The 26382-nt window shown below is 62.1% G+C and carries 24 protein-coding genes; 11 read left to right on the top strand and 13 right to left on the bottom strand.

What is annotated here, in order from left to right; all coding sequences use genetic code 11:
• Window positions 1-2: 2 nt before the first annotated feature.
• A complete protein-coding gene (locus HV770_RS08605) occupies window positions 3-788 on the top strand; it encodes a DNA cytosine methyltransferase (RefSeq protein ID WP_175159000.1) in 786 nt (261 codons plus the stop codon).
• A gap of 296 nt (window positions 789-1084) precedes the next feature.
• Here HV770_RS08605 and HV770_RS08600 read toward each other — a convergent pair whose 3' ends face one another.
• The gene (locus HV770_RS08600) at window positions 1085-1393 is read right to left on the bottom strand and encodes a hypothetical protein (RefSeq protein WP_175158999.1); all 309 of its coding nucleotides are present in this window, start codon (window positions 1391-1393) and stop codon (window positions 1085-1087) included.
• Between the two features lie 38 nt (window positions 1394-1431).
• Here HV770_RS08600 and HV770_RS08595 point away from each other — a divergent pair, with 38 nt between their 5' ends.
• The 6 genes from HV770_RS08595 to flhC all read left to right on the top strand — a co-directional run bounded on the left by HV770_RS08595 (window position 1432) and on the right by flhC (window position 6699).
• Window positions 1432-1956: a DUF1643 domain-containing protein gene (locus HV770_RS08595; RefSeq protein WP_246290758.1), complete on the top strand. Its 525-nt coding sequence runs from the start codon at window positions 1432-1434 to the stop codon at window positions 1954-1956.
• Between the two features lie 258 nt (window positions 1957-2214).
• Entirely contained in the window at window positions 2215-3075 is an 861-nt protein-coding gene (locus HV770_RS08590; RefSeq protein ID WP_246290757.1) for a helix-turn-helix domain-containing protein, read from the top strand.
• 103 nt (window positions 3076-3178) lie between these two features.
• Complete coding sequence (locus tag HV770_RS08585; protein ID WP_175158996.1) at window positions 3179-3715, top strand: GNAT family N-acetyltransferase; 537 nt, start codon at window positions 3179-3181, stop codon at window positions 3713-3715.
• 317 nt (window positions 3716-4032) lie between these two features.
• On the top strand, window positions 4033-5256 hold the full coding sequence (locus tag HV770_RS08580; RefSeq protein WP_175158995.1) for a YeeE/YedE family protein: 1224 nt from the start codon (window positions 4033-4035) through the stop codon (window positions 5254-5256).
• Window positions 5257-5794: 538 nt separating this feature from the next.
• Window positions 5795-6115, top strand: a complete 321-nt coding sequence (gene flhD, locus HV770_RS08575; protein WP_042324711.1) for a flagellar transcriptional regulator FlhD — start codon at window positions 5795-5797, stop codon at window positions 6113-6115.
• Window positions 6116-6129: 14 nt separating this feature from the next.
• Window positions 6130-6699 carry a flagellar transcriptional regulator FlhC gene (flhC, locus tag HV770_RS08570; RefSeq protein WP_175158994.1) on the top strand — a complete coding sequence of 190 codons (570 nt, stop codon included), beginning with the start codon at window positions 6130-6132 and terminating at the stop codon, window positions 6697-6699.
• Between the two features lie 127 nt (window positions 6700-6826).
• Here flhC and HV770_RS08565 read toward each other — a convergent pair whose 3' ends face one another.
• The 10 genes from HV770_RS08565 to HV770_RS08520 form a co-directional block, all read right to left on the bottom strand.
• Complete coding sequence (locus HV770_RS08565) at window positions 6827-8155, bottom strand: Nramp family divalent metal transporter (protein ID WP_175158993.1); 1329 nt, start codon at window positions 8153-8155, stop codon at window positions 6827-6829.
• Window positions 8156-8216: 61 nt separating this feature from the next.
• The gene (locus tag HV770_RS08560; protein WP_175158992.1) at window positions 8217-9419 is read right to left on the bottom strand and encodes an acyl-CoA dehydrogenase family protein; all 1203 of its coding nucleotides are present in this window, start codon (window positions 9417-9419) and stop codon (window positions 8217-8219) included.
• Window positions 9420-9610: 191 nt separating this feature from the next.
• Window positions 9611-10267, bottom strand: a complete 657-nt coding sequence (locus HV770_RS08555; protein ID WP_175158991.1) for a methionine ABC transporter permease — start codon at window positions 10265-10267, stop codon at window positions 9611-9613.
• A complete protein-coding gene (locus tag HV770_RS08550; protein WP_175158990.1) occupies window positions 10260-11423 on the bottom strand; it encodes a methionine ABC transporter ATP-binding protein in 1164 nt (387 codons plus the stop codon). Before HV770_RS08550 ends, HV770_RS08555 begins: the two co-directional genes overlap by 8 nt.
• A 13-nt stretch (window positions 11424-11436) precedes the next feature.
• Window positions 11437-12843 (bottom strand): LLM class flavin-dependent oxidoreductase, encoded by a 1407-nt coding sequence (locus HV770_RS08545; protein WP_175158989.1) that lies wholly within the window; start codon window positions 12841-12843, stop codon window positions 11437-11439.
• Window positions 12844-12885: 42 nt separating this feature from the next.
• Window positions 12886-13740, bottom strand: a complete 855-nt coding sequence (locus HV770_RS08540; RefSeq protein ID WP_175158988.1) for a MetQ/NlpA family ABC transporter substrate-binding protein — start codon at window positions 13738-13740, stop codon at window positions 12886-12888.
• Window positions 13741-14099: 359 nt separating this feature from the next.
• On the bottom strand, window positions 14100-15740 hold the full coding sequence (locus HV770_RS08535) for an efflux transporter outer membrane subunit (RefSeq protein WP_175158987.1): 1641 nt from the start codon (window positions 15738-15740) through the stop codon (window positions 14100-14102).
• Window positions 15741-15753: 13 nt separating this feature from the next.
• Complete coding sequence (locus HV770_RS08530; protein ID WP_175158986.1) at window positions 15754-18939, bottom strand: efflux RND transporter permease subunit; 3186 nt, start codon at window positions 18937-18939, stop codon at window positions 15754-15756.
• Between the two features lie 56 nt (window positions 18940-18995).
• Window positions 18996-20204: an efflux RND transporter periplasmic adaptor subunit gene (locus tag HV770_RS08525; protein WP_175158985.1), complete on the bottom strand. Its 1209-nt coding sequence runs from the start codon at window positions 20202-20204 to the stop codon at window positions 18996-18998.
• 34 nt (window positions 20205-20238) lie between these two features.
• On the bottom strand, window positions 20239-21093 hold the full coding sequence (locus HV770_RS08520; RefSeq protein WP_175158984.1) for an alpha/beta hydrolase: 855 nt from the start codon (window positions 21091-21093) through the stop codon (window positions 20239-20241).
• Window positions 21094-21267: 174 nt separating this feature from the next.
• Here HV770_RS08520 and HV770_RS08515 point away from each other — a divergent pair, with 174 nt between their 5' ends.
• Window positions 21268-22272, top strand: coding sequence for a LysR family transcriptional regulator (locus tag HV770_RS08515; protein ID WP_121323379.1), 1005 nt, complete (start codon window positions 21268-21270; stop codon window positions 22270-22272).
• Between the two features lie 211 nt (window positions 22273-22483).
• Window positions 22484-22795, top strand: coding sequence for a DUF4148 domain-containing protein (locus HV770_RS08510; protein ID WP_175158983.1), 312 nt, complete (start codon window positions 22484-22486; stop codon window positions 22793-22795).
• A gap of 263 nt (window positions 22796-23058) precedes the next feature.
• Here the strand turns inward: HV770_RS08510 and HV770_RS08505 are convergent, their stop codons facing one another.
• Window positions 23059-24132 carry a purine-nucleoside phosphorylase gene (locus HV770_RS08505; protein ID WP_175159184.1) on the bottom strand — a complete coding sequence of 358 codons (1074 nt, stop codon included), beginning with the start codon at window positions 24130-24132 and terminating at the stop codon, window positions 23059-23061.
• Window positions 24133-24743: 611 nt separating this feature from the next.
• Here HV770_RS08505 and HV770_RS39370 point away from each other — a divergent pair.
• Window positions 24744-25364 carry an ESPR-type extended signal peptide-containing protein gene (locus tag HV770_RS39370; protein WP_281366202.1) on the top strand — a complete coding sequence of 207 codons (621 nt, stop codon included), beginning with the start codon at window positions 24744-24746 and terminating at the stop codon, window positions 25362-25364.
• Between the two features lie 2 nt (window positions 25365-25366).
• The gene (locus HV770_RS08495; protein ID WP_175158982.1) at window positions 25367-25642 is read left to right on the top strand and encodes a hypothetical protein; all 276 of its coding nucleotides are present in this window, start codon (window positions 25367-25369) and stop codon (window positions 25640-25642) included.
• A 34-nt stretch (window positions 25643-25676) separates the two neighbouring features.
• On the opposite strand, the gene HV770_RS08490 is transcribed toward HV770_RS08495, so the two are convergent.
• Window positions 25677-26114: a hypothetical protein gene (locus HV770_RS08490; RefSeq protein WP_175158981.1), complete on the bottom strand. Its 438-nt coding sequence runs from the start codon at window positions 26112-26114 to the stop codon at window positions 25677-25679.
• Window positions 26115-26382: the final 268 nt, after the last annotated feature.

The raw sequence follows: 26382 nt of genomic DNA, 5'->3' as shown, positions 1-26382 counted from the left end.
CATTGCCGTCGCGGCACCTCTTGAAGCGAAGCGCACGCCAATCAGCCTTCCGCTGCCCACGTCCGTCGAACGCAGCGCCCGGAGGCGCGGCCGCAGCCGCGCATTTCTGGTCAGCCTGCTTAGGAATCGCGGCTGGATTCATACAGTGCCATTACTTCGCCGGAATCGGCGTCTGGTCGTCCGCGCTTCGACTCGCCGGATGGCCTGACGATCGACCTGTTTGGACTGGTTACTGTCCGTGCCAACCTTTCAGCCAGGCAGGCAAAGGAGCTGGGTTTGCTGACGCGCGGCACCTCTGGCCGGCGCGGCACAACCTCATCAGCGAGTGCCGCCCTCCAGTCATCTTTGGCGAGCAGCTTGTAAGCAAAGACGTCGACCCTTGGATCGACCTTGTTTTCGATGACCTGGAAGCCATGGAATACGCCGGCGCCGCGAACCCTTTCCCGTCTGCGGGCGTCGGTGCGCCGCACATCAGAGACCGTACTTTCTTCGTGGCCTACGCCAACGACGCGCGATCACAAAGACGGAAGCGAGTGCAAGAACGTGCCGCTGAATGCGTTGCTCGGGCGCGTGGCGTGGCTGGCATCGTGGCCGACTCCGATCATCAACGACTCGGAGGGGTCGACGCACTGCTACTCGGGGTTCAAGGCGCACGGGTCGCGAGCGGTCTCGCTGAAGCTGCCGGGCGCCGCAAATTAGCCAGTTGGCCGACGCCGCAGACATTGGACTCGACGGGCGGCGGTCAGGGAAACGGGCGACGGGCGAGACGCCGCACGGATCGAATCTGAACGGCTTCGCGCTCTTGGCACTGACACCGCAGCCGGCCGACGACCGCCTTCTGGCGAGCTGCCGATTGGCTCCTCTGCCGGGATGGAAAGTGGCGGCCAGTGGAACCCGGCACATTCCCGGTGGCTCATGGGGCTCCCGCGCGTTGCGTGGGACGACTGCGCGCCTACGGTAACGCGATCAACGCGCAAGCGGCGGCAGAGTTCATCCGCGCAACTCGCGAAGCCGCCCAACAATGAGTGAAGACACCACGACCACTAATACAGACGCAGTGCCGAGCACGCTTAAAGGTAGGCAGTCAAATGCGCTGCAGATCGTCAATGCATTTTTCGACATGATCGCCAGGGACATCCGTGTTGATCCCGTCGTGGCCGTCGGTGTGGGCGACAGACACAATTTTCGGCCCTAGATACCGGGTACCGCCGAGAGTAAAAAGGGACCAAACGGCATCTCCGCGACGGATCGCGGCGACGACTTCGTCCACCTCGACAATCGAGGTGGGGGACAACCAGTCGCGCGTCGACGGGTCGACGGGAGCCCAGCGCACGTGGGTAATCCTGTCGTTCGCCGGGTTGATGCGAATGGCGTCTATAGCGAGAGTGGTCACATCCACCTCCATCGTGTTGATAAAGGGATGTCAGCATTATGCGCCGCTTCTTTTGCCGGGGATCAGGAGGATCAGTCGTGAGCGCCGTTATCAGCCCTTGCGGCACATATCGCTATCGTTTGACGCGCGGCGCTGAATCGCTTGCGCCAGTCAAGTCGACGGCCCTGTTCGTCATGCTCAATCCGAGCACCGCCGATGCGCAGTTCGACGACCCCACCATTCGCCGATGTCGCGGCTTCGCGAAGCTGTGGGACTGCAATGGCCTCGCCGTTGCGAACCTCTACGCGCTGCGTTCGACGAATCCAGCGGCGCTCTGGACGCATCCTGACCCGGTCGGCCCCGATAACGACGATTACCTGTGGAATTTCGCCAGCGAGTGCGGCGATGTTGTCTGTGCCTGGGGTTCGAATGCAAAGCCCGGGCGAGCCGCTCGTGTCGTCGGCATCATGCGTGACGCCGGAGTTCGGCTGTGGTGCCTCGGTACGACGGAGGACGGCTCCCCGCGCCATCCGCTTTATGTTCGCGGCGATCAACCGCTGATCGATTGGAGCCCGCGCCCATGACCCACCAACCTACGATTCCCGAAGCGTATTGACCGCTCAACGACGCGAGGACCTCGCCGGAATGATGTTCGCGGATGTTAGGACGAGCATGAACGAAATGTATCGCGATACGCGCGGCGCAGAATGGGTCGAGGTTAAACTGGCCGGGTAATAATTCCAGACGAATTCCAGACGCTTTATGCGGGGCGGGCACTTCGGGGCATCCGCATTACCTCTCAGGTAATGGATTGCTCGGATGCTTTGGCTATCATCAAAGGCATGAACACACTTTCCCTTGCGCAAACGGTTCCTTCGCACGCCTTCACGGCCGGTCGTACGGTCGGCGCCCTGCTGCGCGAATGGCGCCAGCGGCGCCGTATGAGCCAGTTGCTGCTCGCCACTGAAGCCGAGATCTCGACCCGGCATCTGAGCTTCGTCGAATCGGGTCGCGCCGTACCTAGCCGGGAAATGGTCATGCATCTTGCCGAACGTCTCGACGTGCCGCTGCGGGCACGCAATGCGCTGCTGGTCGCGGCGGGTTATGCGCCGCTCTTTCGCGAGCGTCCCTTGTCCGACCCGCAACTGGCCGCCGCACGCGAGGCCGTCGAGCTGGTACTCAAAGGCCACGCGCCCTACCCTGCGCTCGCGATCGACAGGCACTGGACCATCGTCGCGGCAAACAACGCGCTCGCGCCGCTGCTGACCGGTGCCGCTCCCGAACTGCTGAAACCGCCGGCCAACGCGCTGCGACTGAGCCTGCATCCGGACGGCATCGCGGCGTCCATCGTCAACTGGCATGCGTGGCGGGAGCATGTGCTGGCGCGGCTGCAACGGCAGATCGACGTAAGCGGCGACGAGACTTTGAGCGCGCTACGCGACGAGCTGGCCGCGTATCCCACACCGCCGGGCGCGGATGCGGCTGACAAGGACGACACCGCCGTCAATCAGATCGCCGTGCCGTTGCGGCTGCGCACGCCGATCGGCATGCTGTCGTTTTTCAGCACGACCACCGTGTTCGGTACGCCGGTGGACGTCACGCTCTCGGAACTTGCGATCGAGGCGTTCTTTCCTGCGGATCAGCAGACCGCCGTGGCATTGCGCGAGTTTGCCGAAAGCCAACGCGCGCAAGCTCAACGCTAGACTTTTCAAAGCTTTTGCGCGATATCGGACGACAGGCTCGGACGCCGGGCCTTCTAGCTCCCGCCTATTGTCACGCCAGTCCCCTGTATAGAGGTAAGAAGCGATGCCCTTGAACGACGCCGCCATACTCGTACGCCAACTCGGCCCCACCGACCGCGAGGCCTATTTCCAGCTTCGTCTACGCGGGCTGAAGGCGCATCCGGAACTGTTCGGCCAGAGTTACGAGGAAGCGCTGGCGAAGGGAGCGGCGCAGCACGACGCGAGCTTGCAGGGCTTGCACGCCGCCGAGGGCGACTTCCTGCTGGGCGCTTTTCTATCGTCCGATACACCGCTGATCGGCGTGGTCGGATTGGCGCGCAACCCGCGCGAGAGGGAGCGGCACAAGGCAGCGGTCGTCGGCACGTATGTCGCGCCGGAAGCCGCAGGCCGCGGCGTCGGGCGCGCGTTGCTCAACGAGTTGCTGGCGCGAGCGGAACGCGTCGACGGATTGCGGCAACTTCAGCTGATGGTCGACAGCAGCAACGAGGCGGCGCGCAAACTCTATGAGTCGATGGGCTTTCGTCAATACGGCCGCGAAGTCGATGGGCTGAATGTCGATGGCGTTTTCTACGACACTGATCTGATGATGCGGTTTATGTGACGGAGGCGGACGTGCGGCGCACGGCCGCTTCGGTCCACCGACGAAAGCCGCGCCCGGCGGCGCCGGTGCGGGGCCGCGCATCTGAGTGCCGAAGTTCGCGCGTGAGATGCCAGGTTAGCTGAGCGCCCCCAGACACCGACGCGTTCAACGCCCGGATTTCAGTGCGGCCATGCGCCCGGCGCCTCAACCCCGCCGCCCGGCCCCAGCGCAATCCATGCTATCTTTTTTAATTACCTTTTCCCATCACACCCACCTCGGATTGTCTCCCCGGCCGCCTTCGGGTGGCCTTTGATCAGCCGTTTGCCAGTCAACTCACCATGTCCGACCTATCCACTCCGCTCCCACCCGTGCCGCGCCGTTTCGATATCAATCCGAAACCGCTTGGCGCGGCACTCGTTCTCATCGCGCTCGGCGCGGTCTATCTGGCGCAAACCGTCAGTGGCCGCCAGGCCGCGCTCTACATCGTCGGTGCCCTGCTGGGGATGGCGCTTTATCACGCCGCGTTCGGCTTCACGTCGGCCTGGCGGGTCTTCATCGCCGATGGCCGCGGCGCCGGATTGCGCGCCCAGATGCTGATGCTCGCCTTCGGCGTGCTGCTGTTTTTCCCGGCGCTCGCCGCCGGCACGCTGTTCGGCCATCCGGTGGTCGGGCTCGTCGCCCCGGCCGGCACGTCCGTCGTGGTCGGCGCGTTCGTGTTCGGCATCGGCATGCAGTTGGGCGGCGGCTGCGCGTCCGGCACGTTGTACACGGTGGGCGGCGGCAGCACCCGCATGCTCGTCACGCTGGCAGCGTTCATCGTCGGCTCGGTCGTCGCAACCGCGCATATGCCGTTCTGGACTGCGCTGCCGTCGCTCAAACCGCTTTCGATGGTGACGACGCTCGGCGCAGGCTGGGCCATCGTGCTGAACCTGATCGTTTTCGCGGCCATCGCGTCGCTCACCGTGCTGGTCGAGCGGCGCCGCCATGGCCGGCTGGTCAATGAAACGACCCGCCAACCGCACGCGTCGCCGTGGCTGCATGGCCCGTGGCCGCTGTTCGTCGGCGCGATCGCCTTGGCTCTGCTCAACTTCGCCACCCTTGCGCTGTCGGGCCGTCCGTGGGGCGTGACGTCAGCGTTCGCGCTGTGGGGCGCCAAGACTTTCGCGGCCTTCGGCATTGACGTGGCCAACTGGCCGTATTGGGCCGCTCACGCGAATGCGGGCTCGCTGGCCGCCCCGGTTACACATGACGTCACGTCGGTGATGGACTTCGGCATCGTCCTTGGCGCGATGACGGCCGCGGCGCTCGCCGGCCGTTACGCGCCGGTGTGGAAAGTACCGGCGCGCTCGCTGTTCGCGGCGGTGGTCGGCGGCCTGATGCTGGGCTACGGCGCCCGTCTGGCCTATGGTTGTAACATCGGCGCGTATTTCAGCGGCATCGTGTCAGGCAGCCTGCACGGCTGGCTCTGGCTGGTCGCCGCGTTCGCCGGCAATGTCCTCGGCACGCGGCTGCGCCCGGCGTTCGGTCTCGAAGTGGAACGAGTGCGCCGAACAGGTTGCTAGGCGTTACGAAGATCGTTACAAATACGGCTTCGGTTGTAACTGGGGCCGCACCGTGTTGTTACATCCTCGATGTGTCCCCAAGCAGCGCCAAAGGCAGGTATTTATTACACGCCTTTGGCCTCGCTTCCTTCTTGCATTTTTATTCCAAGCAGGATTACCGGCGCTGCCCCCGGTTCCGGCTCATGGCTTAAACAAGCGAGCTAAACCCCTGTATCGCAAAGCTTTTCTCGGTCTAGAGGAAAATCTCAGCCGGCCAAAAATCCGCTGGGCATCATCTATTACAACCGCGTGAAAGAATTACCGAAAATTGATGTATCTTTTTGAGATATTTTTTTGAGAAGGGATTGATTTCTTGTTTTGCACTTCATACAATTCGTCCCAAGCTGTTACGAAATGTAACGCTATGTATCAAAAAGTCGCTGCCTGTATCAGGTGGGGACAGTAGCCGGAGGTCTGCGTTTCCGGCGAGGCACAAATGACATAACGGCCAAAAAAAAGAAGGCCGACATAGTAATTCGGGGCTTCGGAAACAGAGAAAATGGACCGTAGCAGCGAGACGCTGGATTCAATCCGCGAGATTAACTTGTCTTACATCATGCTTGCGCAACGCATGTTGCGCGAGGACAAACCAGTCGGGATGTTCCGCCTGGGACTGTCGTCGGAACTGGCTGATTTGCTGGCGGGGCTCTCGCTCGCGCAAATCGTCAAGCTGGCTTCTTCCGATCAGCTTCTGTGCTTCTTCCGCTTCAACGACCACTCGATGTTGTCGGCGTTGACGCAAACGACAAAGCACGCAGCCGTTGCACCGACTCACGCGGCGATCCTGCTTGCAGGTCAGCCCGCCGAGCAGTTTGCTTAATCGAGGTGACTGCGATGCTCAAGCGTAGCCTGACGGAAGACGCACAAGAAGTATTCCGCGCGATCGCGCTGATCGAACTCGGCGCCCGCATGCAGGTGCTCGAAAGCGAATTGACGCTCTCGCGCGACCGCATGATCCGCCTGTATCGCGAGGTCAAGGGCGTATCGCCGCCCAAGGGCATGCTGCCGTTCTCGGCGGACTGGTATATGACGTGGCTCGCGAACATTCACGCGTCGCTGTTTTACAACACGTACCTGTTTCTGAAGCGCGAAGCGCGTTGCTCACATCTGGATGCGCTGACCAAAGGGTATCGGCTGTATCTGGAACATTGCCAGCACAGCGAAACCGAACCGGTGCTCGACCTGACGCGCGCATGGACGCTGGTGCGTTTCTTCGACGCCGACATCCTGCAGTTGACCAAGTGCTGCCGTTGCACCGGCAAGTTCGTCGCGCACAAGCATGATCTGCAGCACAACGTCGTATGCGGCGCCTGCCAGCCGCCGTCGCGCGCCGGCAAGACGAAGAAAGCCGCAGCCGCTCGCCAGGAAGCACTCGAAGCGGCACAGGTCGCGCAAGCCGCCTGATTCGAAGTGACTCGACGAGGGCTGGTCCGGCCCGACTCGAACCGAAGCCTTAAAAATCCGCACACTGTGCGGATTTTTTTCGCCATCACACATCACGCCGCCCATCGGCGCCTGCCGCGCTGGTGAATCAGCCGGCCAATCCCACCGTCTGCACGACCAGCCAAAGGTTCGCCGCACTGATCGCGCCGAACAGCAACCACGCAAGAAGCCGGGTCGGCAGCCGGTTGGCGAACTCGCCCATCAACGCGCGGTCGTTGGTCATGCGAATCAGCGGATAGAGCGCGAACGGCAGTTGCAGGCTCAGCACGACCTGGCTTGCGACCAGCAATTGGCCGACCGCGCCGTTGCCCAGCATCTGCACGCCAATCAACGCGGGAATCAATGCCAGCGCACGCGTGATGAAACGCCGCTGCCAGCACGGAATCTTCAGCTTCAGGAAGCCTTCCATGATGACCTGCCCCGCCACCGTGCCGGTGAACGTGGAGCTTTGCCCCGACGCGAGCAGCGTGATGGCGAACAGCACCGCCGCGAAACCGGTGCCGACGATCGGCGCGAGCAACCGGTAAGCATCTTCGATCTGCGTCACCTGGGTGTGGCCGGTTGCATGAAACGCCGCGGCGGCAAGAATCAGGATCGCCATATTGATCAGCAACGCGAGCAGCAGCGACGCGATGGTGTCGATTCGCGACATGCTGATCGCCGAACGGATACCGGCCGAATCGCGTTTCACCGCACGCGTCTGCACGATCGATGAATGCAGATAGAGGTTGTGCGGCATCACCGTCGCGCCGAGAATGCCGATCGCGAGATACATCGGCTCGCGTGAATTGAGCGCCTGCCACGACGGAATCAGCCCTTGCGCCACCGACGGCCAATGCGGCTGCACCAGCGCGAGTTCGATGATGTAGCCCACGCCGATCGTTGCGATCAGTCCGAGCATGATCGCTTCGAGATCGCGGAAGTTCTTGCCCTTCAGGCCGAGCACGATCAGCGTGTCGAACGCGGTCAGCAGCACGCCGGTAGTCAGCGAGCAATTGAAGAGCAAATGAAACGCGAGCGCGCCGCCGAGCACTTCGGCGAGATCGCAGGCCACGATCGACAGTTCCGCGAGCAGCCACTGCACCCGCACCACGCCGGGCGAATAACGCGCGGCGGACAATTGCGCGAGGTCGCGCCCGGTAGCGATACCTAAACGCATGCTCAGACATTGCAGCGCCATCGCCGCGAGGCTCGACAGAAGCACGACGAACAGCAGACTGTAGCCATAACGCGAGCCGGCTTCGATCGCGGTGGCCCAGTTGCCCGGGTCCATATAGCCGATGGAAACCAGCAAACCGGGGCCTGCGAATTGCAGGATTTTCTTCCAGAAGGGTGCGCCTTGCGAGACGGCAACCGAGCCCTGCACCTCGGATGGGCAAAACGGCGCCGTAGCGGTGGTCGGTAGTTTGAACAGCAAGCCGGGGATCTCTTGAAGGGAATCAACCGCGGCGCCTTGTTAGAGGCCGCCGCGAACCGCCTCAAGTGTACAAAGAAACCTCGGGCAATGTCCCGCTCAGTGCGTAGCGGCCAACGTCGCGCACGCGATAGTCGATCGGATCATGCAATGTATGCACGCGGGCGTTGCGCCAGAAACGGTCGAGCGCAAGCGGCGCATGCGTAGCGCGCGCGCCGCAGGCGTCGAACAGCTTTTCGCTGACGTCGAGCGCGGCGCTATGCGCGACGATCTTCGCCTCCGACGTGGCAAGCGCGACTCGCGCGCGTGTTTCGGCGGACAACGACGGGCCTTGCCGCCAGGCGTCGTCGAGCGCATAGGCGGCGCGCGCGGCCAGCGCCTCGGCGCTCACCGCCTGCACGCGCATCTCGCCGAAGCGCTGGATCAGATAGGGATCGTCGGTGGCCTTGTCGACGCCTGAGTTGATCCACGGCCTGCCGTGCTGGGTGACGTACGCACGGGCTTCGTCGAGCGCGCCCTGTGCGATGCCCACGAACAGATTGGTCAACACCTGCTGCGAAATCAGCGTGCGCAAACTCGCGTATGACGTGTCGGCGCGATCGAGCACTTCATGCGGCTCGACTCGCACCTGCGCGAACGAAACGCTGCCGCTGTCGGTCTGCCGCTGGCCGATAGGGTTCCAGTCTTCATGGACGGTGATGCCCTCGCGCCCGGTCGGCACGACGGCGAACACCGGCTTGCCGGTGGCCGGATCGTGCGCAGAGACCGTCATCATCTGCGAGCCGCGCGTGCCGGAGCAAAAGCCTTTCTGTCCATCGAGTCGATAGCCGCCGTCGCCAGTCGCCGTTGCAACTAGCCGCGTGTCGAGAGGATTCACCGCATTGCCCCACCACCAGCGATGTTCGACGGTGCCGTTCAGATAACGCGTGCGCTGCTCCGGATTGCCCCAGACGTTGACGCTCACCACCTGCAGGCAGGTAAAGCCGAGCAGATGCGCGAGCGCACTGTCGACCCGCGCGATTTGCCGGATCGTGTCGTAGATATCGGGCCAGTGCGCGCCGGGGCCGCCGAATTCACGCGGCACCGCGAGCGTGAGCAGGCCTGCGTCGGCGATCCACTGCTTTTCCTGCGCGGCGTGACCGCCTTCGCGATCGCGCTGCGCCGCGCTCGCGCGCAGCGCGTCGAGCAGACCGGCGAGATCGCGCACTACGGGTGCGGCGGATGCCTGACGCGTTTGCAATGCGTCGGCATGGCGAGGTTCGTTCATGCGATGTCCACGTGAAAAATTTGGGTGAGCGGCAACGCTCGCGTCTCACACGGTTTGATTCTGCTCGACGGCCACACGAGTGGTTATCGCGTCGGCCCTGCTGCGTCAGCTAGCATGACAGGCAGTGATGCCGGCACACGATAGACGGCATGCACGCGCCTATCGGCGAATAATATTACGGACTGCGACTGTTATGTTCGTTGCGCGAGCCGCCGCACGAAACGGTCGCCGACGAATTGCACCGCTGTCACGATCACAATCAGCAGCACGATCACCGTGACCATCACGGTCGTGTCGAAACGCTGATAGCCGTAACGGATCGCGAGATCGCCGAGGCCGCCCGCGCCGACCGCGCCCGCCATCGCCGAAGAGCCGATCATCGCCACTACGGTAATCGTGAAGCCGCCGAGAATGCCCGGCAACGCCTCGGGCAGCAGCACGTGCCAGACGATGTGCCGGCGTTGCGCGCCCATCGCCTGAGCGGCTTCGATCAACCCACGGTCCACCTCACGCAGACTCACTTCGGCGATGCGGGCAAAGAACGGAATCGCCGCGATGCTGAGCGGCACGATCGCCGCCCATACGCCGATCGTCGTGCCGATCAGAACACGTGTGAGCGGCAACAGCGCCACCAGCAGAATGATGAACGGTGTGGAGCGGAACGCGTTGACGAGCGCACCGAGCACACTATTGACCGCGCGCTTTTCGCAGATGCCGCCGCGCGTCGTGCCGACCAGCACCAACGCGAGCGGAATGCCCGCCAGCGCGGCAATGACCGCGGACACGCCGACCATGACGATGGTGTCGCGAATCGCACCGGCGAGTTCGGAGAGCCAGAGATCAGACATAGCCGAGGACCTCGACATGGTTGGCGTAGCGGCGCGCCCGTTCGAGCAGCGCGGCGACCTGTATTTGCGCGGGTCTGTCGGCATCGGCTCGCACTTGCGCCGATATCACCAGACGCCCTTGCGCATGCCCCTGAATCCGGTCGATCCCGCCGTGCACGAAATTCACTTGCCCGCCATCGAAGCTCAATGCCGCCGCTAGCGCGCCGAGATCCGGCTCGTGCGCATCGGCGCCGGTGAAGCGCACGTCCAGCAGAATCCGCGCGTCGTCTTGCGCGAGATTGCGCACGGGCCTGACGCGCTCGGCCAGGTCCGTGGGCAAGTCGTGCACCAGCGTACGAAGCAGCGCACGCGTTGCGTCATGCTGCGGATCGCCGAATACGCGCCACACCGGACCGTGTTCGACGACTTCACCACGCTCGATCACCGCGACGGTATCGCACACCTCGCGAATCACTTCCATCTCATGCGTGATCAGAACGATGGTCAGATTCAGCCGCCGATTGATGTCGCGCAGCAACGCGAGAATGGCCTGAGTGGTTTCAGGGTCGAGTGCGGACGTGGCTTCGTCGCAGAGCAGAATGTCCGGGTCGGTGACCAGCGCGCGGGCAATGCCGACCCGCTGTTTCTGACCGCCGGACAGGCTCGCAGGATAAGCGTCACGCTTGGCGGACAAACCCACCAGTTCGAGCAGCGCATCGACCTTTTTATCGATCGCCGCTTTCGGCACACCGGCAATTTTCAGCGGCAACGCGATGTTCTCCCGCACGGTTTTCGCCGAGAGCAGATTGAAATGCTGAAACACCATGCCGATGCGCCGGCGCAACGTCACCAACCCGCGCTCGTCGAGTTCGCCCACGCTCACGCCGTTCACACGCACCGCGCCGGCACTCGGCTTTTCCAGACCATTGACAAGCCGCAGCAGCGTCGACTTGCCCGCGCCGCTGCGGCCGATCATGCCGAACACCTCACCGCGTGTCACCTGCATCGAGACATTCGCGAGCGCCGTCGTCGGCTCGCCGCGCGCGCCGGCGAACACCTTGCCCACGTCGTCGAACACCACGGCGGCTTGCGTCGCCGCGCCGTTGGCCGGCCCCGGCTTCATCACGAGGGACGGCGCGTCTTCAATGAATTGCACCACGTCGAAAAGATCCGCCATTGCTTCGCTCCTGTCACGCTTGCACAGCGGCTTTCACTGCAGCCTGTGCTTGCCGCCGATGCTGCGCACCGGCGTGCACCGCAGGCAGCCGCGCACGGCCGCCGCCGAACAACTTCTCGCGCAGCGTCGGCGCCGGATCGTAATCCTCCTTGTAGACGCCGCGATTCTGCAACTCCGGCACCACCAGATTCACGAAGTCTTCGAACGATTCGGGCATCACCGTGCGCGTCAGATTGAAACCATCGACACCGGCTTCGTCGATCCACGACACCAGTTCGTCAGCGATCTGTTGCGGCGAGCCGACCACCGGCTTCGCGCGGCCACCTAGCGTCATCTGTTCGAGCACCTTGCGCTTGGTCCACACGCCGCTCACACTTTTCTTCGAAATCGCTTCAATGGCCGATTGCATCGACTCGGTCTTCACATAGGAGATCGGCTCATCGAGCTCGCACCGCGAAAAGTCGATACCGGTCGAACTCGAGAAATGCGCGATGCCGCCTTCGGCACTCGCATAACGCCGGTAGTCCGCGAATTTTTCCTGCGCCGCGCGTTCTGTTTCGCCAACTACAACGGTAATGCCCGCAAAGATCTTGATGTCGTCTGGCGCGCGTCCGAAACTCACCGCGCGCGAGCGGATGTCGTCGACAATCGAGCGCGTCAACTGTTTGTTCTGTCCGCTGACGAACACGCATTCGGCGTGACGTGCCGCGAATTCCACGCCCCGGCTCGACGAGCCCGCCTGGTACAGCACCGGCGTACGCTGCGGCGACGGCTCGCTCAGATGAATCGCGTCGATCGAATAGTACGGGCCGTCGTGCTTCACACGGTGTACCTTGTCCGGATGCGAGAAGATGCGCGCCGCGCGATCGCGCACCACCGCATCGTCTTCCCAGCTCTGCTCCCAGAGCTTGTAGACCACGTCCATGTAGTCGTCGGCGCGGTCGTAACGGTCGTCGTGACTAAGCTGCTGCGCAAGGCCCATGCCGCGCGCTGCGCTATCCAGATAGCCGGTGACGATGTTCCAGCCCACACGCCCGTTGGTCAGATGATCGAGCGTCGACATGCGCCGCGCGAACAGATACGGCGGCTCGTACGTGAGATTCGACGTGACGCCGAAGCCGATATGTTTCGTCACGTGCGCCATCGCCGGCACGATCAGCGATGGATCGTTGATCGGAATCTGCACCGACTCGCGCAACGGCGTGTCGGGTCCGCCCTGATAAACGTCGTACACGCCGACGATATCCGCGAGAAAGATCCCGTCGAATTTGCCGCGCTCGAGCGTTTGCGCGAGGCTCGTCCAGTAGTCGAGGTCTGTGTAATGCGCCGAACGATCGCGCGGATGAGTCCACAAACCATGATTGATATGGCCGACGGCATTCATATTGAACGCGTTCAGCAGAATCTTTTTCTTCGCCATCGTACGGCTCCTGTCGTTTTCAGCTACCGCTGCGCGCAACGCTTACCAAGCGACTGCATAGAGATTGCCGAACGCTTTGTCGAGCGCGGCGCGCACGGCCGGCGAATGCTGGTAGATCGAGATGAACTTGCGGATGCGCGGATCGTTCGCGCTTTCCGGGCGCACGACCCACTGGATCGCGTAGTTCCTGTTTTCGAGGCCATCGAACAGCAATGCGCTATTCGGGTCGGTGGTGCCCGCGAGCTTGATGAAGCTCGGGTAGCCTTGCGCGAGATCGACGTCGTCGAGCGAACGCGCGAGTTGCGACGCTTCGAGCTGGACGATCTTCAGGCGCTTCGGATTCTCGACGATGTCGAGCGTCGTCGCGCGATAGTCGATACCCGGCTTCAGCTTGATTAGCCCGGCGCGTTGCAGCAGCAACAAGCCGCGTCCACCGTTCACCGGATCGTTGGCAATCGCCACCGTCGCGCCGTCCTTCAATTCGTCGAACCGTTTGATCTTCTTCGAGTACAGACCGATCTTCATGATCGTGCCCGGCGCGATCGCGACAAAGTTGTAGCCACCCTGCTTTTTCGCGTTTTCGAGAAACGGAATGTGCTGGAAGTAGTTGACGTCGATGTCCTTGTTCGCGAGCGCCGCGTTCGGCGTGTTCCAGTCGGTGAACTCGATGAGCTTCACGTCGAGCCCCTGCTCCTTCGCCTCTCGCACGGCAATCTTGAGGGCCTCGATCTGCGGGCTCGTGGAGGTGCCGATTTTGAGCGTGGAAGCATCGGCGGCGAAGGCTAGCGAGGCCGGCAGCGCCAGCGCGCAAGCGAAAGTGAATGCGCTGGTCAGCGCGAGAATCGACGTGTACGAAACGCGGAAAAAACGCCGCACGGCGGACAGAGGCATGCGCATGGTGAACTCACAAATTGGGGACGTGGTGTTATCTCCGGACGGGCCGGTCCAACGGCTTGCGTAGAGACGCGCTCAGACAGGCCGACAAACATCGGCCAGCGCAAAGATGCAACGTATGGCTTGACCGCCGCGCGGCGGCGTTCAAACGCGCGAGTGCATCAGCGCGGACAGCGGAAGATCGGACAGGTCATCGCCTCTCTCCTGATGAGGTGCGACTCATCATAGAGGGCGGCAATCGGGTGGTCTACGAACGGATTTTCGAAAGGAAATCGATAAAAACGATTTACATGAAAAAACGCCGGGGCGCGCTGTTGCGCGACCCGGCGTTTGCTACGCTGCGGTGCTGAAGAGTCAACTGGTTAGCGCTTCGCCACCTGCTGCGGCAAAGCCGAGGCCGAAGCCGAAGGTGAAGCCACAGGCGACGGCGCATCAGAACCCGCAGCCGGCGCAACCGCCCCAACCGCTGTATCCTGCGCGTTCACCGCTCCCCAACCACCGCCCAGCGCGCGAATCAGATTCACCGTCGCCACCGCCTGCGTGCCCGACAAATGGCTCGCCTGCAACTGCGAAATCAGCACCTGCCGCTCGCCGTCGATCACATCCAGATAACTGACCGCGCCCTCCGTGTACTGTGTGCGCGACAAATGCGCCGCCCGTTGCGAGGCCTGCACCGCGTCGTTCTGCTCACGCATCTGATCGTCGAGCAGACGCAGATCGGCAAGGTTGTCCTCGACCTCCCGGAACGCCACCAGCACCTGCTGACGATACTGGGCGACGTCCTCGTCATACTTCGAGCGCGCTTGCGCGAGATTCGCCTTGCGACGGCCACCGTCGAACAGCGGCAGCGTCAATGCAGTACCCGCCAGCGGACCGAGAATAAATGCGCGGCTCGACCACATGAACAGATCGCCGAGCGTCGCCGATTCAAAGCCAGCCGCGCCGGTGATATCGAGCTTCGGGAAGAACGCGGACTTCGCCAGGCCCACGCGCGCATTCGCCGCCTGCATCGCCCGTTCCGCCGCCGAAATATCCGGCCGCCGTTCGAGCAACGCCGAAGGCAACCCGGCCGGCACACGCACCGTCACCGGTGCGAGCGGCGCTTCCGCGAACGAAAAGTCCGCCGGCGGCTTGCCGAGCAGAATCGCGAGGCTGTGCTCGGACGCCGCACGCTGACGCGCGACGCCGACCGCATCGGCACGCGCGCTCGCGAGTTCGTTGCGCGAGCGCGAAACATCCAGCTCGCCGATATCGCCTTCCTTGAAACGGCGTTCGACCAGCTTCAGCGTGTCTTCACGCAACGCGACGGTACGGCGGTACAGCTCCTGATCCTTATCGAGCTCGCGCAACTGGAAGTAGTTCTGCGCGACATCGGCCTGCAACGATAGTTGCACCGAACGGAACAGCGCTTCGCTCTGCTGCTCGTCCGCACGCGACGCATTCACGTTCGAGCCGACCCGTCCGAACAGATCCGCTTCGTACGACGCGCCCACCTGCGCGCGCCAGATCGTGCCCGTCGTGCCGCCCGCGCTATCCGGCTGGAATTGCGAGGCCGCCGATGCACGCTCACGCGTCGGACCAAAGCCCGCGTCGAGCTTCGGGAACCAGTCCGACTTCGCCGCCCGCGTCACCGCGCGCGCCTGCTGGACGCGCGCCGCCGCTGCCTTCAGATCCTGATTTGCGGCAGCCGCCTGTTCTTCGAGCGCATTCAATTGCGGGTCGCCGAAAATCGTCCACCATTCGCCGCGATGCGCGTCGTCGGCGGGCTGAGCCTGCTTCCATGTGCCGACGTCCGGCGCGGAAGGCGCGGACGCAGCGGAGGTAGCCGATGCCGCAGCGGGCGCTTCCTTGAACGCGACCGGCGTCTCCACGTCGGGCCGCTTATACGTCGGTTCCACCGAGCAGGCGGCGAGCAGCGCAACCAGCAAACCGCTGACCGCCGCCCGGCCCCAACCGCCCAACATGTCAAAGCGCGAGCGCGGTCCAGATTCAAAACGTTTCATTATTGTTTTCTCCTCATGCGTCCGTCACCGGCGCGCCATAGTGCGGCGAGTCCTTCTGCGCGACGTGAATCGTCCCGCCTGCCAACGTACGCAACACCACATAGAACACAGGGGTCAGCATCAGACCGAACAGCGTGACGCCGAGCATGCCGAAGAACACTGCGATACCCATCGCATGACGCATCTCGGAACCGGCCCCGCTCGACAGCACCAGCGGCACCACACCCATGATGAACGCGATCGAGGTCATCAAAATTGGCCGCAGACGCAGGCGGCTCGCCTCGATCGCCGCCGACAGCGGCGTGTGTCCGTCATGTTCGAGTTCGCGAGCAAACTCGACGATCAGAATCGCGTTCTTCGCCGACAACCCCACCAGCACCATCAAACCGATCTGCGTGAAGATGTTGTTGTCCCCGCCCGTGAGCCATACACCGGTCAGCGCGGACAGCACGCTCATCGGCACGATCAGGATCACCGCGAGCGGCAACGTCAAACTTTCATACAGCGCCGCGAGCACGAGGAACACGAGCAGCACGCTGATCGGGAACACCCACATACCTGCATTGCCGGCAAGAATCTGCTGATACGTGAGGTCAGTCCATTCGAGCTTCACGCCGCGCGGCAACACTTCGGCCGCCACGCGCTCGGCTGCGGCTTGCGCCTGCCCCGACGAGAAGCCAGGCGCGGGTCCGCCGTTGATGTCGGCCGCCGTGTAGCCGTTGTAACGCACCACCATTTCCGGACCATAGGTCGGCGTCACCGTCACCAGCGACGACAACGGCACCATGTCGCCAGCCGCATTTCGCGTCTTCAACTGCAGGATGTCGTCGGCGCGTTGACGGAACGGCGCATCCGCCTGCACCCGCACCTGATACACGCGGCCGAAGCGGTTGAAGTCGTTCACGTACAGTGAGCCCAGATAGATCTGCATCGTGTTGAACACGTCCGTGACCGGCACGCCGAGTTGCTTGGCCTTCACGCGATCCAGGTCGACGTTCAGTTGCGGCACGTTGATCTGATAGCTGGAGAAGGTCGGTCCGAGTTCAGGCGTTTGCGCCGCACGCTTCACGAACGCTTCCGCCGCCTTGTTCAGCTCCGCGTAACCGAGCGCGCCGTGATCCTCCAGTTGCATCTTGAAGCCGCCGAGCGTGCCGAGACCGAGCACCGGCGGCGGCGGAAACACAGCAACGAACGAATCCTTGATCGCGGCGTACTGCTGGTTCAGCGCACCGGCAATCGCACCGGCGGAGAGCTTCTTGTCGCCACGCTCCTTGAACGGCTTGAGCGTCACGAACACGATGCCCGCGCTCGAACTATTGGTAAAGCCATTCACCGACAAACCGGGGAACGCCACCGCGCTTTCCACGCCAGGCTGCTTCAGCGCGATCGCGCTCATATCGCGAATCACTTTCTCCGTGCGATCGAGCGACGCACCGTTCGGCAACTGCGCGAACGCGATCAGATACTCCTTGTCCTGCGCCGGCACGAAACCGCCCGGCACGACACGCGAGATAAGAACCGTCGCGCCCAGCAGAATCGCATATACCGCGAGCATCGCACCCTTGCGGCGAAGCACGCCCTTCACGCCTCGGCCATACGCTTCGGAGCCGCGATGAAAGACCTTGTTGAAGCGCTTGAAGAAGCCGCCCAGCACACGGTTCATCGCGCGCGTCAGGAAGTCTTCCTTCTCGCCATGGCTGCGCAACAGCAGCGCGGACAATGCCGGCGACAGGGTCAGCGAATTGAACGCCGAGATCACCGTCGAGATTGCGATGGTCATCGCGAACTGCTTGTAGAACTGACCCGTGAGGCCCGTCATGAAGGCGAGCGGCACGAACACGGCGACCAGCGTCAACGCAATCGCGATGATCGGCCCGCTCACCTCGCGCATCGCCTTATACGTCGCATCACGCGCACTCAACCCGTTCTCGATGTTGCGCTCGACGTTCTCCACCACCACGATCGCATCGTCCACCACGATCCCGATGGCGAGCACCATGCCGAACAATGACAACGCATTGATCGAGAAGCCGAATGCGAGCAGCAGCGAGAACGTCCCCACGATCGACACCGGCACCGCGATCAACGGAATGATCGACGCGCGCCACGTCTGCAGGAACACGATCACAACGATCACCACCAGCGCGATCGCTTCGAGCAGCGTATGCACCACAGCCTCGATACTCGAGCGCACGAACTGCGTCGGGTCGTAGACGATCCGGTATTCGACGCCCGCAGGCATGTCTTCGGCGAGTTCTTTCATCGCCGCGCGAACCTCCTCGGAAATCGCGAGCGAGTTCGCACCCGGCGCCTGGTTGATGGCGAGCGCCACCGCCGGCTTGTTGTCGAGTAGCGAACGCAGACCGTATTCCGACGCCGCGAGTTCGACACGCGCGATATCGCGCAGATACGTCACGCCGCCATCCGGTGCGGTCTTCACGATGATGTCGCCGAATTCGCCCACGGTCTTCAAGCGGCCCCGCGCATTCACCGACAACTGCAATTGCGTGCCCGGCACCGAAGGCGATGCGCCGATCACACCGGCCGCCACCTGGATGTTCTGCTCACGAATCGCGTTGACCACTTCGGTTGCCGTCAAGCCACGTTGCGCGACTTTCTGCGGATCGAGCCACACGCGCATCGCGTAATCGCCCGAACCCCACAACTGCACTTCGCCGACGCCCTGAATCCGCGCGAGCCGATCCTTGACGTTCAGCAGCGCGTAATTGCGCAGATACGTCATGTCGTAGCGATTGTTCGGCGAGATCAGGTGAACCACCATCGTCAGCGTCGGCGAACTCTTGATGGTCGTCACGCCGAGCCGTTGCACGTCTTCCGGCAGGCGCGGCAGCGCCTGGTTGACGCGGTTCTGCACCAGTTGCGTCGCGAGGTCCGGATTGGTGCCGAGTTTGAAGGTCACCGTGAGCGTCAAATTGCCGTCGCTATTCGCCTGCGACTGCATGTACAGCATGTTCTCGACGCCGTTGATCTGCTCTTCGAGCGGCGAAGCCACCGCCTCGGCGATCACCTTCGGATTCGCGCCCGGATACTGCGCGTGCACCACCACCGACGGCGGCACCACTTCCGGATACTCCGAAATGGGCAGCTTGAAGAGCGAAATGATGCCCCCCAGCAGGATCAATACCGATAGCACCCCGGCAAAGATCGGTCGATCAATGAAGAATTTGGATATGTTCATGGGAAGCTCTTAACGTTGGAGCATGCGCCGCGCTAGCGTGCCGCGGCGCACGGGGCTCACGAATTCTTGTCCGCTTTCGCACGCGTTTGCGCGAGCGGCGCGCTGTTCGGATCCTGGTCGGTCGTCATCGGCACCATGTGCGCGCGCACCGTGTCGCCAGGACGTATGCGTTGAATGCCGTTGACGACGATGCGGTCGCTGGCCTTCAGCCCGTCCTTGACGACGCGCAGATTGCCCTGCATGCCGCCCACCGCGACTTCGCGGTACACCACGTGATTGCCCTGATCGACCACCAGCACGAACTTCTTGTCCTGATCGGTGCCGACAGCGGCATCGTCGATCAGCAGTGCCGGGTGCGGCTCGCTGCCGCCCACCTTCACGCGTGCGTACAAACCGGGAATCAATGCACCATCCTGGTTATCGAAACGCGCACGCACCCGGATCGTGCCCGACGACGTGTCGAGCCGGTTGTCGACCGATTCGATCGTGCCGCTGCGCGAGTAGCCGCTTTCATCCGCAAGACCCAGTTCCACCGGCACCTTGCTGCCGTCTTTCGCGCGGCTCAGGTATTGCAGATAGGTTTGTTCGTCCGCGTCGAACGATGCGTAGATCGGCGACACCGACACCAGGGTGGTCAACGGCGCCGAGCTTGCGCCGGCCGACACCACGTTGCCCACCGTGATTTCCGCGCGTGACACGCGCCCCGCCACCGGCGCCACGATCTTCGTATAGCCGAGGTTGATGCGCGCCGTTTCGAGCGCGGCTTGCGCGGCCTTCAGGTTCGCGCTCGCCTCGCGCGCGGCGTTCTGCTTCTCGTCGTAGTCGCGCCTTGCGATCGCGTTGTCGGCGATCAGGCGTTGCGCGCGCTCCCAGTCGCTTTGCGTGTAGCCCGTGCGCGCCTGCGCGGCCGCCAGCTGCGCCTCGGCGCGATCCACTTCGGCGGCATACGGGCGCGGATCGATCACAAACAGCGTGTCGCCCTTCTTTACGAGCGCGCCATCCTTGAAGTTGACCGAGACGATCGTGCCCGGCACCTGCGAACGGACGTCCACTTTTTCGACCGCTTCGAGACGGCCCGAATAGCTCTGCCAGTCGGTGATCGTTTTCTGCACCACGGTGGCGACATCGACTTCCGGCACGATGGTCGGCGCGGCGGGCGAACTCGCATCGACACGGATCGCGCCGAACGTGCCGAGCCCGGCGACAGCGATGACGACTAGCGCGGCAATCGCCACGCGGCGGCGAGAAAGAGGAAGGATAGTCATGTGAAGCTCCCGGTATCGTTGATTGAAATTCTGTTTATCGATGGGCGCGCGCATCGAAGCGCCACTGAAAAAAGCGCACCGCTTCCTGCAAAGCGGGCGGATGATCGGCCAGTGCGGCGTGCGATACGCTCGGATAGCGGACCACCTGGGTCAGCACACCCGCGTCGATCAGACTGCTTGCGTACTTCTCCGCTTCCACGTGCAGCACGTCGTTCTGCGCGGTCGCGATCAGCGTGGCCGGCAAGCCCGCGAGCCGCGCCGATTCGAGCGGCGCCGCATACGGGTGCATACGCTGCGACGCTTGCGGCAGATACGCGCGATAACACGCCGCGCACTCCTTTGCCGTGATGTCGGAGCCCAAACGCTGTTCGTCGCCCAGACGCGTGAGGCTCGGATCGAGCATCGGCCCGAACAGCGCCTGCGCCGCAATCTGGACGTCGCCGCGATCGCGCGCGATGAACGCGAGGCAGTTGGCCAACTGGCCGCCCGCGTCGTGGCCCGCTACGCCGACCTTTCTGCTATTGCCGCCGAACGCCCGCGCCCGCGTCTGCACCCACAGCGCCGCGCGGTGCGCGTCTTCTGGCGCAGCCGGAAACGGAAACTGCGGCGCGAGCGAATAACCCACCGACACGACCAGCGCCGGTAAGTGTTCTGCGAAATAACGCGCGGCGAAATCGGCCTGCTCGATCGAGCCCTTCGTAAAGCCGCCGCCGTGGAAATAAAGCAGCACTGGCAATGCGGTTTTCTTCGCCTGCCGGTACAAACGCAGTGTGATGTCCTGTACGTGTCCCTCGATCTGTACGTCGGTGATGTCGAGTGCCGTGCTGTCTGCGGCTACCGCGCCGTTGGCGGCGGGCGCGAAAGAGTACGGCGGTTTAAATGCATCCATGTCGGGCTGCGCAATGCGCATAGAACTTTCAATGGTGCGAATTGTGGGTTCAGCAGAGTCGTAAATAAATGCCTATAATCCGGCAACACAATTCGGCGCCCCTGAACAATCGAGTGCGATTGCTCTGCGGATTCGATTTCCGCCCGGTGCGCCCGCCCCTTCTGGAGGTTTGCAATGGACCGGCTTCAGGCCATGCAAGTGTTCACGCGAGTCGTCGACACCAACAGCTTTACCCGCGCAGCGGAAACGCTCGACTTGCCGCGCGCATCCGTCACCACGATTATTCAGAACCTCGAAGCGTTCCTCGGCACGCGTCTGATGCATCGGACCACGCGGCGTCTGTCGCTCACGCCGGACGGCGCGGCGTACTACGAACGCTGCGTGCGTATCCTCGCGGACGTCGAAGAGACCGAAGCCAGTTTTCAGAGCGGCAATAAAAAGCCGCACGGCAAACTGCGCATCGACATGCCGGGCTCGATCGGGCGCCTGCTGGTGATTCCTTCGCTATGTGAATTCCACACGCGCTATCCGGACATCGACTTGCAACTGGGCCTGTCGGACCGGCCGGTCGATCTGTTGCAGGAAGGCGTGGATTGTGTGGTGCGCGTGGGCGCGCTACAGGATTCCTCGCTGGTGGCGCGGCGCATCGGCCTGTTCGAGGGCGTGACCTGCGCGGCCCCCGACTACATCGCGCGTGCAGGCATGCCCTCTTCGCTCGAAGACCTGGAGAATCACAAAGCAGTCAATTACTTTTCGAGCCGCACGGGGCGCACGATCGATTGGGCCTTCATGGTCGAGGGCAAAGAAGTCGAAGTGAAGATGAAAAGCATCGTGTCGGTGAACGACGCGGACGCCTACGTGACGTGCGGACTCGAAGGTTTCGGCCTGATTCAGCCTGCGCTCTTCATGGTGCTGCCGCATCTGCGCTCGGGTCAGCTGGTGGAAGTGTTGCCGGAGCTGAAGCCTTTGCCGATGCCGATTTCCGCAGTCTATCCGCACAGTCGTCATCTGTCGCCTAAAGTCCGTGTTTTCGTAGACTGGATCGCGGAGCTGTTCGACCGTTGCCCGTTGCTGAGCGGACGCGGCAGTCTCGACGCAACCTGCACGAAGCGCACTTTCGAAGAACGCGAGTCCGCGCCGATGCTCGATACGCCGGTGATTACCGAATGGGTCGCGTGATGCGCTGAAATCGAAGTACGAAATCTGGAACACTGAATTTCAACCGCGGCTCTAATGCCGCGGTTTTTTTATTCCATCAAGGCTTTAATTCGATTGTTCCGAAATCGCGACAATTCATTTCGCGAAAGCGCGATTTATCCGCGCTCGCCCAAAGTCTACATTTCACCCTGCCGCAGTACTCCTCGTGCTGCAAACGAATCAGGAGTGAATCATGAAACGCAATCTTCTCGCAGGTCTCGCTCTTTCTCTGCTTGCCAGCACATCCGTATTCGCACAAAGCAACGGCGGTGGTGGCATCGGTCGCGCCGGCACTTATGAAACGCAACCGACGCCGAGCACGAGCGCGAAAACGCGCGCCGAAGTGAAAGCGGAACTGGTGGCCGCTTATCGTGACGGTTCGCTACCCGCGCTAAATCGCACCAGCTATCCGAACAAAGGCTTGATCGGACAGACGCAGGCCGCACGCATCGCACTGCAGGAAGGCACGAGCGGCGACGTCACACGCGTCGCCAAGGGTCAGTAAGAAAGACAAAGGCACCGCGATGGTTCGGCTTCCAAAAGAAGTCATCATTGCGGCGTCATCCAGGCACTCTTCAAAAAGGAGCACATCATGACACCATCCGAACTGGACAACTGGGATACCGACACGCCAGTGTGGACGCCGTATCGCGCGCCGCAACAGTGAGCGTGACTGGCCGTTTGATTTTAGCGGTAAGCGTTGTACGTGCGCCCGCGGTATTGCTCCGCGGGCGCATTGCTATTCAGTTCTATCGAAGTGATCCGCCGTTATCGTTTCGGCACGCCTTCGCGCCACTCGCCCCAATGCGTGACGATGTCCTGCACCAATGGATTGCCTGAGCGGAACAGGTTCTCGATAGCGATCGTGAAGCCGCCTTGCGCCGCATAGTTGAGCAGGTTGTCCGCGCTCGTCTGGCCATCGTAGGGGCGGTCGAAATCGGAACCCGCGCGCAATACCGCGACGCGATTCAGATCGACCTTATGCACCGAGGCCGCACGCTTGAGCGCTTCGTAGGTGGCATTGTCCTCCTGCTGCGTCGTGCAATAGACGCCTTTGCCATCCGTCAGAATCTTCGTCCAGTCGCGGGCGCGCTGGCCGAGTTGCGTACCGGACCACCAGGTGTCGCCAGCCAGCGTATCGCATTGAATGACCGACGGCGGACGATTGGCCGGCGCATAGGAATATTTCGCGCGTGCGGCCTGAGCCTGCGCGTTATCGGACAACACGACGGTGTGCGACAACGCAAATGCCGTATCGGCAAGTTGGGTGTTCAACTGGAATACTTCGGTGCGATAGTCGAGCGGCGGCTTGTCCGAAGGACTCGTCGTGTTGATTCCCAGATAACCCGTGTTCCACCCAGGCGGAATCTCGCGGCCGTCGATCTCCCACTGAATGCCGAAGTCGACCAGATACTTCGCCCACGCGGCCGAGCCCACCGTGCCCTGCTGCGGATCGATCCCGGCAATGCCGGCGACCATGAAGTACGTGTGCCGCAAATCGAAACGCGGCGAAAAGGTCAATGCCATGATCGACGCCGCCGCGTTGGTGTGCCCCATGCCGGTGGTCATCACGCAGATGTCCTGCTTGTTGCAATGAACCGCCGGGTAATCGGGTGACAAACCATCCACCGCGATGTCGCGCCATGGGCCGAGCCGATCGAGCCACACCTGGCCTTCGGGGCCGAACATCGAAATGATCATCACCTTGACGGGTCGCCCATGCGAGCCGCCATCACCGTGAGAGAAACCTTCGTTGTCGTCCGCGCTAGCCGGTCCGGACGAAAAGGCGGCGCAAGCCGCAAGAGCAACAGCGCAGAACGCGCCGAGTGAGCGAGTCAGCATCATGTTCTTCCTTTTATGCTTGTAATGCAGGTTGGGAGAGAGTGCTGCTTTCAAGTCGAAAGAAGTATAGGCGCGACGAAATTATTTGCCACTCCGTGATGAACGATGTCCTGTACGGCAAATGTAAGCAGCGGGCATGGCATGGTGCATGGGCTCACGAGAATTGCTGACGCTACACGCCTGGCAGCTCGCAACCTATCGCGGGGAACGCTATCACGACGCCTGGTACAGGCTGGCGGCGGCAGCGGAGGCGGAGGCGGATATATCGCCGCTCGCGGGTAGCGACGCGCAGCCGGCACACACGCGTTCTTTGCGAATCCACGGGAGCCAGACGCACGGACCACATTACCGCGATCTTCGATCTTCTTCGCCGCTTCGGCGGACGTGGCCCCGCTGCCACCCTATCCCGATTTATCTCCAATACCGACGACTCTTGACATTAATGGGTCGGAAAATAATCCAGCGCGCGTTAAGCAGAGCGACCGAAATTATCAGGCATTGTCAAATCAACATAAATTCAGTTTTATCTGATGGTGATTTCGAAATCAGACTCATATTCTCGTCAACTGCACGCTCAAAGCGAATCTAAAAGCGGCGCCTGATCTGCCGTCATGGCCTTGCGTCGTCCTAAAACGATTGGAAAACGCCTCGCGTTGCGCGGGGGGCTTCGTTCAGCATCACCGGCACAAGCAATGAATAACCGCTGTTACCGGCTTGTATTCAGCAAGCTCCGGGGAATGCTCGTCGCGGTCGCAGAAACCGCAATCGGGCATGGCACGAGTCATGGAGAAACCGGGCCATCGTCCTCGCGTCGACCGATTACGCTTTTCGCCATGCGTCACGTAGCGTTCGCCGCACTGGCAATCTTCGGACTGGCTCCCGTTCTCGCCGACGCGCAGATCGTGCCGTCCGGCGCGCACGCGCCGAACGTCATCAGTACGGCAAATGGCCTGCCTCAAGTTAACGTTAAAAAGCCGTCGGGCGCTGGCGTATCACTTAACACATGTTCACAGTTTGACGTATCGTCTGGCGGCGCGATTCTCAACAATTCGCCGGTTAATACGAACACTCAACTCGCAGGACCTTCAGTGGTGAAAAACACTATTGAGAATGGCGTCAACTACTCTACACGTCCTGGAACAACGGGATACTATGATCCGGTGAACAACGTTCGGGTTGTCACGAATTCTAAAACCGGACTCGTCGTCACAGTTATTCCTGGAGCACCTTGAAAATGAAGAGGGCGTTTATTGGCCTGGATCTGGAAGTAAAAAAAGTCTTGCTCAAGGAGTGGGATCCAATTGGTGTGGGTGCTTCACCTGAAGCGGACGATGAATATAACTCATATGTCCAGGGTATCAGTCGTATGCTTCGAGAGGAAAAGACAGTCGACGAACTGTACTCTTATCTAAGGTGGATTGAGGTCGAGCATATTGGTCTTGATGGAGATGAACTGCATACCAGAACTGTTGCCCATCGGCTCATGAATTTGGATAAAGCTACTCGCTGATGACAGCAAACCCGGCCGCGGCCGGGTTTGCTGTTTATGGATGTTGTTCAGTTCTGTTTGCGCGTCGTTGCAGCATGGCCTCCGCCTCGGGTTCAGTCATGTATCTGCCGGCAACCCTGTAATCGTAGTCCGGGGTGATGGTGATGTGTCCGAGCCGGTAGTCGAATCTGAAGAGAACCTGGTTCTCTGGCAGAAAGCCAGCATGTTCGAGCATGTCATCGGTGATCTGCATCCAGGGAAAGGCGGTACGCCTGCCGTGCCCTTTGGCGCGCTTGCGCGCGGCCTTGACGGAGTACGCGGAGGCCGGCGAAGCGCCGTTACCGCGTAACGAAGGTTTGCGCGGTTGTGGATCAGTGGAACGCCACGGCCCTGTTGCGCCGGGTTTGCTGTTGCGCCGGGTTTGCCGTCGCGCTGCGCGCGCCGTCAAACCCGGCGGGTCGATGATGTCAGCGGGCGTGACAGTCTTTAACAAAGGCCGAACGCCGGTTACTGGCAAACTTGCGTCTTAAGGTGAAAAACCGCGTCGGGGCAAAAAGTTGCGGGCTGAGATCGGCGTCAGGAAAAAGCGGTGTGCAGGTGGTTGAGGCATCGGGGGAAAACCGGTTTCGACAACGGCGGGCGCGTCGGGTGCAAGCGTCTGGACCGAAGGTGGCGATAGTCGCGCCCTATTGCAAGCGGCTGGCGGTGCGCTAATTGGTGGACTTGGCGGCGGCAGTGTCTTCACAGCGGCGGGCGGCGCT

Origin of the sequence: Paraburkholderia fynbosensis (genome assembly GCF_902859935.1) — a bacterium.
Taxonomy (GTDB): domain Bacteria; phylum Pseudomonadota; class Gammaproteobacteria; order Burkholderiales; family Burkholderiaceae; genus Paraburkholderia; species Paraburkholderia fynbosensis.
The sequence above is the reverse complement of the archived record's forward strand: the minus strand, read 5'-3'. Positions and strand labels throughout refer to the sequence as shown.